The sequence below is a fragment of the uncultured Streptococcus sp. genome (assembly GCF_963516515.1).
Taxonomy (GTDB): domain Bacteria; phylum Bacillota; class Bacilli; order Lactobacillales; family Streptococcaceae; genus Streptococcus.
Genome location: NZ_CAUQCJ010000052.1, coordinates 1 through 9,757 on the forward strand (window position 1 = coordinate 1; position 9,757 = coordinate 9,757).

The 9,757-nt window shown below is 34.5% G+C and carries 10 protein-coding genes and 1 pseudogene; all 11 read right to left on the reverse strand.

The window, feature by feature from the left end:
* Positions 1–19 precede the first annotated feature (19 nt).
* Complete coding sequence (locus tag RYL77_RS08390; RefSeq protein ID WP_315010947.1) at positions 20–1,171, reverse strand: site-specific integrase; 1,152 nt, start codon at positions 1,169–1,171, stop codon at positions 20–22.
* Position 1,172: 1 nt separating this feature from the next.
* Entirely contained in the window at positions 1,173–1,421 is a 249-nt protein-coding gene (locus RYL77_RS08395; RefSeq protein WP_001156231.1) for a DUF3173 family protein, read from the reverse strand.
* Positions 1,422–2,594, reverse strand: a complete 1,173-nt coding sequence (locus RYL77_RS08400; RefSeq protein WP_218757046.1) for a Rep family protein — start codon at positions 2,592–2,594, stop codon at positions 1,422–1,424.
* A gap of 148 nt (positions 2,595–2,742) precedes the next feature.
* Positions 2,743–3,348 carry a hypothetical protein gene (locus RYL77_RS08405; RefSeq protein WP_315010948.1) on the reverse strand — a complete coding sequence of 202 codons (606 nt, stop codon included), beginning with the start codon at positions 3,346–3,348 and terminating at the stop codon, positions 2,743–2,745.
* Positions 3,345–4,439 (reverse strand): cell division protein FtsK, encoded by a 1,095-nt coding sequence (locus tag RYL77_RS08410; RefSeq protein WP_315010949.1) that lies wholly within the window; start codon positions 4,437–4,439, stop codon positions 3,345–3,347. Before RYL77_RS08410 ends, RYL77_RS08405 begins: the two co-directional genes overlap by 4 nt.
* Positions 4,440–4,442: 3 nt before the next feature.
* Positions 4,443–4,775 carry a hypothetical protein gene (locus tag RYL77_RS08415; protein ID WP_265493509.1) on the reverse strand — a complete coding sequence of 111 codons (333 nt, stop codon included), beginning with the start codon at positions 4,773–4,775 and terminating at the stop codon, positions 4,443–4,445.
* A 236-nt stretch (positions 4,776–5,011) separates the two neighbouring features.
* The gene (locus tag RYL77_RS08420) at positions 5,012–6,172 is read right to left on the reverse strand and encodes a hypothetical protein (protein WP_315010950.1); all 1,161 of its coding nucleotides are present in this window, start codon (positions 6,170–6,172) and stop codon (positions 5,012–5,014) included.
* Between the two features lie 54 nt (positions 6,173–6,226).
* On the reverse strand, positions 6,227–7,273 hold the full coding sequence (locus tag RYL77_RS08425) for a DUF6287 domain-containing protein (RefSeq protein ID WP_315010951.1): 1,047 nt from the start codon (positions 7,271–7,273) through the stop codon (positions 6,227–6,229).
* Positions 7,274–7,277: 4 nt separating this feature from the next.
* Positions 7,278–7,742 carry an NINE protein gene (locus tag RYL77_RS08430; protein WP_315010952.1) on the reverse strand — a complete coding sequence of 155 codons (465 nt, stop codon included), beginning with the start codon at positions 7,740–7,742 and terminating at the stop codon, positions 7,278–7,280.
* A 33-nt stretch (positions 7,743–7,775) separates the two neighbouring features.
* On the reverse strand, positions 7,776–9,116 hold the full coding sequence (locus tag RYL77_RS08435; protein ID WP_315010953.1) for an N-acetylmuramoyl-L-alanine amidase family protein: 1,341 nt from the start codon (positions 9,114–9,116) through the stop codon (positions 7,776–7,778).
* A 46-nt stretch (positions 9,117–9,162) separates the two neighbouring features.
* A pseudogene (locus tag RYL77_RS08440) lies at positions 9,163–9,757 on the reverse strand (choline-binding protein C); the annotation flags it as partial.

Below are 9,757 nucleotides of genomic sequence, written 5' to 3' on the forward strand. Positions count from 1 at the left end.
TTTTTTGCCATTTTTTGCCCTAAAAGTTGTCAAAAGCATTGGCGACTTCTTTTTGTTGAGTTGGGAATAGGTGAGAGTAGATGTTGATTGTTGTATTAATACTACTGTGTCCCAGTCGTTTCATAAGTGTAAAAAATATATAATCTTTTCCTTCGCCATTTCTGAGTCCTTTTGAAACTAGAAACGCTGCATGTGAGTGTCGGAAATCGTGATTACGAATCATTTTTAATGATGCAGGCATTCTTTTTTTCAATTTAATCTTTTGATTAGAAACCATTGGAGCAGTTAGTTGTAAAGGACTGTCTTGAAAGATTTGTAAGTCTTCTGTATTGTCCGTAAACTCTACTAATAGGTGAGCTTGTTTTTCTTTCCATTCCGTTAGTTCTTGAACGAATGCTTTATGAATATAAATTCGACGATTGGATTGAGTAGTTTTTACCGTTCCGATATGGACCTTGTTATTACGAAAGTAAGCAGAATACTTAATATCGATATAACCCTCTGATAAATTAATCTGTTTCCAAGTTAAGGCCAATGCTTCGCCAACACGAACGCCTGTAAACATCAGCACTCGATAAAATAGCTGAAACATATATTCATCTTCTGTGAACAGAGAATCAAATAGCTTGAATTCTTCAGGAGTGAAATAAGACATCTCCTTGTGTTTATCAGGTAGTTTTCTTAGTCCATTGCATGGATTATCTTGTCTAAGACGATTAGCGACAGCAATATCAAACATTTTATGTAGAAAAATCATTAGCTGATTAACGGTCGTGCTTGATAGTGTTCCCCCTTTGACACTTGGTTGTTTGACCAACCAATCTCTAAATTTTTTTACTTCATGGATAGTAATGGCAGACATATCTGCATGCTCAAAAAACTTAGAGACATATTGGTTATAATAGGATATCTGTGTATCAATGGTACCACGTTTATTCCCACGGAGTTCATCTTCTTGTTGAACTAAAGAGTAAAGGTGAGAAACAGATATTTTATCTTTAATATGAACTTGGTGAAGTTTGTTTAATCGATAATCTGCTTCATATTGAACAGCTTCTTTACGAGTGGTAAATCCTGACTTTCTATGCCGTTTGATTTCACCAGTCAATGGGTCTATGCCATCGGTAATATCTACTTTCCATTTTCCCTTGTATCCTTTGATAACTGACATATTATTTTCCTCTTTCTATGTCAGTAGCGAAGAGTACAGTATCTATTATATCATTTTTTGAGATGATTTTGAATCCAAGAATTTCTTCGGCAATAGTCTTTGGTATTCTTCCAATCCTTTTGTTTTTATAAAGTTGAAAACCTCTTTCGACAAGTAATTTTTTACCCTCTCGTATAACACGTCTAGCTGTGCCTTCTGGATATCCTTGATTTGCGATATCTATGTAGGTAACTGTTTGAATTTCTTGCATTTATTCATTCCTTTCCTTTTTCTTATTCAATTCTAAAAATAATTGGTACGATTTGTCTTGAATAGTTTCTTCTCTATCAGTCTGATTTTTAAAGGGGTTTGGTAATTTATTGCCATGGTCTATATAAAACATCTGGTCCATTGGTTTGTACTTGTAAAATTGCAGATGCTCTTTTTTGACTTCGACTACTAAGGATAATCTTCTCATTAGTTGGCCCCAAGAATCGATATGACTTGTTTTTCTTTGATTAGTTAATTCTAAAAAGAAATCATAGGGAGAGTAGGGGCTAGTGATGATATAAATATTAGCTAGTAACGGCTTATCAAAATAACGACTACTTGCCATCGCTTTAACATTGTAAGGATCAAACATTTTGAGTAAGTCTGAGTAGTCAAATTGATGGGGGCGTAATTCGTCTAAGATAATCACGTGTTCTAAATTGTATTGTTGAAAAGGGTCACGGATTGAGCCCGTAATAAAATAGTTAAGGTCATACTGTTCTGCGTATTGACGTGCTAGACGAGTCTTCCCTGTTCCCGCTTTTCCAAAAAGCCAAATAATCGTAACAATTTCATTCTTGTCAATCATTTCTTGTCGCCATAGTTCGGCTTGTGTTTCTAGTCGTTTTAAATAGACGGTTTCTATTTTTTGCCTTGCTTTGGCATATTGTGAACCAGTAAGTCGTTGTTCAATTTCTGATTTTGTGATATTACCAGTATAAAGTAGATCCAGTAGATTATCTATAATCATAGTGTCATTTATTTCATATCGTTTGGTTACATTTCTTTCGATAGTGTCTAATAGGAGTAAATAGTCAAAATTCGCAATAACTTCTTTGGGAGAATATTGGTATTTATCTTGATTAGACTCCGTGTGATGAACGAGATATGAATAAGCATTGTTAACTGAACCCCTCCACTGCTCAAAACACTGTATTGGTTGTTTAGTCAACTTAGCAAGATTATTTAAACTTCTAGCACTTTCAAACTGTAAAACAAGGTGTATATGTGGTGCGACAAGGTTTCCATCTTGCCCAATATCCTTATCATGCAATATTCCCGCAAAACGAAGCGGTTTTAGAATGTTCGTCATATACTCGATGATATCTTGTAAATTTGAAGATTGGAAATACTCAATCTGTTGAACAAACATAACATTGCGTGCTTTTACCATTTAAAACTCCTTTCGTTTTGGAACAATGGAACAACATTATACTACTTCAATAACAAGCCCAGAAGTAGTATAGTTCTGTCCTGACTAAATTGGAACATAAAACCAGCTCGGAGCTCTTGCCTTACGGCAAGCTCCGCTGGTATACAAATCAATTATGCTTTCTCGTCCCTTGTATTATATGATTAAGTGAAGTACTATCTGTGGGAGAGAATATATATATTTTACGATAGACTCTTATCAGATAGTCGTACAAAAAAGGTAATTTTTTTTGTAAAATTGTATCAACATCTGAATTTTTTGCCTGTAGTATTATAACAAGGATATAGTCACTAGTTATGATACATCTGATAGATTTAACAATAGATTTGTACTCTTTTACAACCTCACTATCGCTTTCACTGGCTTTCGTTTTCATCTGTTTTCGAATTATCCTTAATAGATTTATTGTACGGATAAAGTTCAGAAACTTATCTTCTTTTATCCATACGATACAAAGAATGGTATGAGCTAAAAGATAGATAATCATGACGATAGTGATTGTTTGAAATAGCAAAGATTGCCCTATTTGAAAATTATTCCGAATTTGTCCCCAAGCGTTCCAAGAGATAATAGTACTAACTTGGTTAATAAACCATATACCTGCTAGAAATAACCCCCATAGAAAGCCTAAAAATAATTCTAAAGGCAGTAAGTAGTAGAGTTTATCGGTAATTACAGTGGTTTGTCTTATTATTTTTTTATAAAAATTTTTCATAAATTTTCTCCTTTAAAAGTTGGTACGAGCAATGGCATGACATTAGGTGGTGTTATACCATCAATGACTTGAACAATACCAGTTCCTTTTCCGTTAGGAATGACAATTCCTGTCTCTGAATCTAAGTCTGGGAATAAAAACGTTGTCGTTTTTCTGTTGATTAAACCAAGTTGTATCAAGAAATTACACTGCTCTCTAACGGCAATAGGTAAAGCGTTTGTATCCATCCGCTGGCTCACTAGGATTAGGTGGACAGATGTTGCTCGTCCAAGTAGTGCAATATTGGATAATAGTGCAAAAAAGGTATCTTTGACATTTTTAGAAGTCAAAGATGTTAAAGCAAGCAATTCATCAATCACCAGACAACGATGTTGAAATTTTTTAGAAGGATTTTCAAGAAGCTCCGATTGTCTTTCATAGATAGTATCTAGTTCCACTTTTAGCAAGCTGTTTACCTTGGAAACAAATTCATCAGATGAGAAGTCTTTCTCTTGATAAAGAACAGGTATGTTCTGTTTTAAGCAGTAGCGAGAGATAGAATCGCACTTGGGGTCCACGACTGTTACATGAGCAAATTGATTAATAACAGAGATTAGATAGGTCAAAGCGTAGCTCTTTCCAGAACCAGAAGAACCAGCAATCAAGCAATGAACGATGCGATTGAAATCAATTCGATAATTTTTCATGAGTTCAAAACTTTCGTTTTGAACGCTGACATCAGATAGCTTTTGATACGTCAATCTTTCAGGTATTCCCCTAAAGAATGGAAACCGAAAAGCACGACTAGTGTTAATACTTACACCATCACGTTTGACAATATAGGCTGATGGCTGTTTAAGAAATGTCAACATAGGGTAAGCACTTGTAGATAAAATTTGAAAAATCTGTTGGTATAGATTGTTATCCAAAATGTACGCACAAGGAAAACGAGGTACAAAGTCTAGATAATTGTCACCATAGATGACTTGGAAGGAATTTGTAGTTGAAGAGATAGAGCTGTTCCCCAACCCTATCTCCAAACACTGGACTAGATATTCAGTATCCACTACAAACTCCCGTTTATTTTCTGGTTGAATAAACGGAAATACCATTGATTACTTACCTCCTTCTTTGATAATTTTTACCGATTCGGCTTTAAAATAAACATTGTTTTTCACTTTGCAAGCAACAGGATTGACTAACTCAACTTCTGCAAATTGTTCAATTTCTTGAGAAGTTGGGAATTTGACAAGAAAAGGATTCTGACCAGGAATAATGAAGTATCGGCTATATCCATCTACTTCGTCAGTCCGCTTATCATCTTTATAGACCCACTTAATTTCTTCTTCAGCGGACAATGAACTAAAGATAGGGTTTTCTCCAAATATTTCATGGAAAAGGGCTACGTTATATCCATAAACTGGATTTTTGTATTTAAAAGCACTCATGTGCTAATCCTCCATAATCAGCATACCTAGGATTTGCTGACTTCTAGTAAAAAATTTTTGTGGAGTGAACTAGGTACCTTTTTCTCCCTCACATTATCTATTATATTTTGATTTACCAACGACTTTGTATACACTAGAATGAAATTTAGAGATAAATTTGTATACATTAGAAGAAAACATATATGGTATGACACAAAAAAGCCTCACTATTTTAGTAGCAAGGCCTGTAATTTTGACTAATAGTCTTGGTTATCTATAAAATCATTTATGTAGAGAGTTAGATGTTTATCTTTTGTTTTTTCATAAAATTTGATAATTTTAGTTAAGTCAGAATAGAGTTTAAATGCATCATAGTTCTCACTAGTATCCTCATATTTATTATGTATTTTTTCCAAGAATAAATTTTGATACTGGAGTAACTGTAAAAATTGAATATGAAAGAGACTATTAGTTTTATCGATTTGTTCTTTTTTCAGCTCATTTACTAAAAGATAGTATATATCATCTCCCAATAAAATGTTTAAAAGAACATCGGAGTCTAAATAGTATATCATTTTTCTAGGAGTATTATTTTTACCTCTGGTATTCAAGCTATTGTTAAATGTTTCTAAAAATTTATCAAAAATTAAATCAATTATTTTATATATAGTATGTTCGAATGCTTCGAATATATAGATGATATTTTCAGGTTTACGAAGTAGAACAGAAGTAGTATTCCCTAAATCAGTAGTGTACCACGTTTGAAGTTGGGAACTGACTTTTTCCAAGTCATTAGCATATTTAGTTTTTAATTTATGGTTAGAAGAATCACTGTATTGTTCATCTTTTGATTTATAAGAAATATACTTATCAGGATAGTTATCAGAATAATAAAAGACGGAATTTATGAAGTGCTTTTGGAAAGCAGGATAGGTTAGTAGAAATTTTAATATTATATTCCCTAAGCGTTCAGTTTCTTTATTAGGTTTGATATCGAGAGATTGAGATTTGTGATATAAATCTCGCCATTTTTCAGATGAAACGGAGTTAATCTGAACATCTATATTATTTAGCAGACATCCTAAGAGTAAAATTTTTACGATTTCTTGTTTCTGTTCTTTATTTCCTAAAAGTAATTCATCTTGATTACATTCGAGAGTAGCAGTCAATGCTTTAATTTGATTATCCGATAAGAAACTCCTAAAATTCTCCTGCTCTCCTTTTTCTATTTTGCTAATATTCTTTTGTGTGATGCCAGTTATAGGATTATTTTGTGTATCTCCTGTTTCTTTAACACTTTTATCAAAAGCACATCGAGAGATGTGACTAGAATAATTTGACAAATTCAAATTTTTTCTTTGTCTGTCTAGTCTAACACGTTCTCCGATATTTTTATACAAATATTCTGTAAAATCCATGATTTCCTCCTTGTCAAAGGGAACCGAAAATATTCGATTCTGTGGTTAGTTTAATTATTTTACTTTATAGAAAAATCCCTCAGTACTACCATTGATAAGTTGGTGTCCAAACCATAAGCGGTCTTGTGTGATATCAGATGAGTCGGTATAGCCATTATCTGTAGAAGAGGTGACAGACATGGTTATAGGGATTCCTGCTGGTAAAAAGGCAATAGCTGCACCAGCACCTCCATCTTTAGAAACAGAATTTGCCTTAAGATAGTGGTCAATTTCTTTAGCATGTTCAATTGAAATTTTGGACTTATCACTTACTAAACCATTTTTGTCAAAGGTGAATTCAATACCTGTACGATTTTTCCAAGTTCCTGCGACACTAGAAAAATCTCCATTTTGAATTGCAGAAATATCCATCCCTTTACTTTCTGACGGAAAGGAAGATTCTTCACTTATGAGACTTGTGACAGATTTCCAAGAGAAAGATCTTATGTCAAGGGAAGGTGGTTTTGTGCCCAGTCCCTCTTCTGTATCTGATTCGATAACTAAGTCTAATTGTGTTCCATCCTGATTGAACTTATATAGTTTAAGTTGGATTTGATTAATAGATACTCGGGTAGATAATTGAAAATAACCCTTTTCTAAAGGATTAAAATGTACTCGCTCTCCAATAAAGTCCAGATTGTTTTCTGCATTGGTCAGTCGAATAACTTCACCATTTTTAAGAGTTCGAATATCTAATAAGTCGTAATAGTTAGAATACGTTTTTAGAGCAATCAAAAGTTCGTCCGTACCGTCTTGGTCTAAATCATACAAGCTATACTGTAATCCAGAATATTCGTTAGGATAAGTACTTTTTAAGTTTGCTTTTGAATTGAGCTCTTTAGGTGAAGCTGATGAACCATCTAATACTTTGGCATATTCTTTAAGGACAGGATTATATAGGGTGTAATCAGGTTTCTTCTCTTCCGATGTAGAAGAAGTTGAACTAGTACTTGAAGCAATTGCTTGAGAACTTGTTGCAGAAGTGTTTTTACTATGATGTTGGCAAGCCGTTAAAATAGAGATAGCTAGAATACTGATACTGAATAGAAATAATTTTTTCATATGTTTAATCTTGCAATTCTAAACCTTGAGCATCTTGGTGCCATTTGCTACCAGTTTTAGATGTTAAAACTTGAATAGTAATCATAATATTCCAAATAGCATTTGCCAGTAAAACAAATGGCATTAAAATAGGAATGATAACTAGCAGAGTTAGAACGATACGCTTGTATCCTTGTTTAGTATTTCCAATGTAAAAATCGTAGGCACCAAACGCTCCTAAAAATAGGGCAAATAATGCTGCGGCCAGTTTAGATTTATCACTCACTCCATTTGAATGTTGACTAGAGCTAGCTGGAGATGTGTTATCTATTTTTGAAACAATATACTCATCACCATTTTGATAAAATTCTACGTAATCACCTACTTGTGGTTCAAAACCAAAACTTTTTCTTGAAATTGCAGTAAATTGGCCATTATCACCTTTTCCAACATAAACTGTTTCATCTTCAATTTTTATAACTTTGTTCATATAATTGTCTCCTTAATCTATTCCTATTGTGTATTAAACCCACTCACCGTTGTAATTGACACGGTAGCCGTCTGGTGTGGTTGTATTGATTGCTAGGGCACCAGAGCTATAGGCATAGTACCATTTACCAGATACTTTCATCCAGCCAGTTTTCATTGCACCTGAGTCTTGAAGATAGTACCAGTTACCGTTATCTTTTAGCCAACCAGTCTTCATAGCACCTGAACCGTCAAGATAGTACCAGCTACCGTCTTTTACCCAGCCAGTTTGCATCCAACCAGAGTTATCAAAACGATACCAAACACCATTGATTTTTTCCCAGTCATTAGTTGTATAGGAACCGTCGGCGTGTTTATACCACCAACGTCCGTTTGATTGAATCCAACTACCTGAGATATTAGAATTCGAACCTGATTGAGTTGAGGTGTTAGTATTTGAATTTGTTGAAGGATTTCCGATAGTTACCTCTTTTCTAACTTTAAAGACACGTTTTCTGTTATCAACTGAGTGATCGTGTGGAGAGCCAGCCTCTCCAGACATCTCCAAGATATATGTTCTATCAGGGAACTGTTTTGAAACAAAAATATCACCTTTAAATTGGTTGCTATAAATTAAAGGCAGAAGGAATTGGTCACTGACCTCTTTGCTTAAACCACTAAAAACGACAGCATTATGACTTTGATACACAACTTTTCCACTAGCTTTATCAATTAGAGTAATATTTCCTCTAGCTGCATTATCTCCTCCGTGTTGTAGTGGCTCTGAAAGTCTGCCTTCGAAGCTAAGTCCAAAATAATCAATTTCAACTTTTGTAATTGTTGCGTCTATTTGTTTTTCAGTACTTGTATTCGAGATAGTATTTGCTTGATTAGTTGATAAGACTTCTAGTTTGGTTACATAAGTGTAAAAAGGTCCCCCTTTCCCCAGATTTTCTCTGACATCAGCAGTTAACTTATAGAGAGTACCATTTAATTCAAACTTCATGGTATAGATACCATAGTCTGTTGCTTTAAAGACAATTGTTTTACCGTTGAATCTAGCGAGATAATTGGATTCAAAACTTGCAAATTGCTTAGAAAATTCTTGTCTATAAGCATTATCTACCCAATCAACCGTTACAAAATTGGTTTTGAAAGAAGATAAAGCATCTGTTAATTTTTCTTTACCTTTTGCTTCTCTTTTCTCTACAAGCGTCACATCTGTTGCGACTAAATCTGTATCACGATAGCCAGGAGCAGGTTCTTCAACATAAGCATTAGCTGCGGGAGACCATACTTTGACCATTGGAACACTTGCGGCATTGACACTTGAAATCGTAGCTCCTGTTGCTACAAGTGATAAAACTGCTGTAGTAGTTAAAACGATTTTTTTCATAATTTTTGTATTCCTTTTCTTTTTATCTATTTTTTATAATCTTATCCTAGACCCACTCACCATTGTAATTGACACGATAGCCGTCTGGTGTAGTCGTATTGATTGCTAGGGCACCAGAACTATAGGCATAGTACCATTTGCCAGTTACCTTCATCCAGCCTGTTTTCATAGCACCTGAGCTATCAAGATAATACCAGCTACCGTTATCTTTGAGCCAGCCAGTCTTCATAGCGCCTGAGCCGTCTAGGTAGTACCAATTCCCACCGTCTTTCAACCAACCTGTCTGCATCCATCCTGAACTATCGAAGTGATACCAGATATTATCTAATTGTGCCCACTGATTGTAAGGGTAAGACCCATCAAGTTGCATAAACCACCAACGAGAGCCAGATTGTCGCCAAAAACCCATACCCCTACCAATATCTTGCATTTGAAAAAAGAAACCTGGTTTATTAGTCCCGTTAGACTTACCTTGTTTTGTTTGCTTACTGGTATGAGTTCCGATAGCCTTCAAATCTTTGTCAAAAAGATTCGCTTTGGTCGCAAATGTTTGAATTTGCGAAGAATCGGCTTCTGTGTATTGAATGGCTTTTCCATAACCACCAGCTAATTCTTCAGAGCCACCAGATGATGTTCCGAAA

Bases quoted from the DNA above. Each gene is read 5' to 3' on its own strand.
- RYL77_RS08415 (WP_265493509.1), bottom strand. From the start codon at position 4,775: ATGAGTGCTTTTAAATACAAAAATCCAGTTTATGGATATAACGTAGCC.
- RYL77_RS08430 (WP_315010952.1), bottom strand. From the start codon at position 7,742: ATGAACAAAGTTATAAAAATTGAAGATGAAACAGTTTATGTTGGAAAA.
- RYL77_RS08400 (WP_218757046.1), bottom strand. From the start codon at position 2,594: ATGGTAAAAGCACGCAATGTTATGTTTGTTCAACAGATTGAGTATTTC.
- RYL77_RS08420 (WP_315010950.1), bottom strand. From the start codon at position 6,172: ATGGATTTTACAGAATATTTGTATAAAAATATCGGAGAACGTGTTAGA.
- RYL77_RS08435 (WP_315010953.1), bottom strand. From the start codon at position 9,116: ATGAAAAAAATCGTTTTAACTACTACAGCAGTTTTATCACTTGTAGCA.
- RYL77_RS08390 (WP_315010947.1), bottom strand. From the start codon at position 1,171: ATGTCAGTTATCAAAGGATACAAGGGAAAATGGAAAGTAGATATTACC.
- RYL77_RS08395 (WP_001156231.1), bottom strand. From the start codon at position 1,421: ATGCAAGAAATTCAAACAGTTACCTACATAGATATCGCAAATCAAGGA.
- RYL77_RS08405 (WP_315010948.1), bottom strand. From the start codon at position 3,348: ATGAAAAATTTTTATAAAAAAATAATAAGACAAACCACTGTAATTACC.
- RYL77_RS08425 (WP_315010951.1), bottom strand. From the start codon at position 7,273: ATGAAAAAATTATTTCTATTCAGTATCAGTATTCTAGCTATCTCTATT.
- RYL77_RS08410 (WP_315010949.1), bottom strand. From the start codon at position 4,439: ATGGTATTTCCGTTTATTCAACCAGAAAATAAACGGGAGTTTGTAGTG.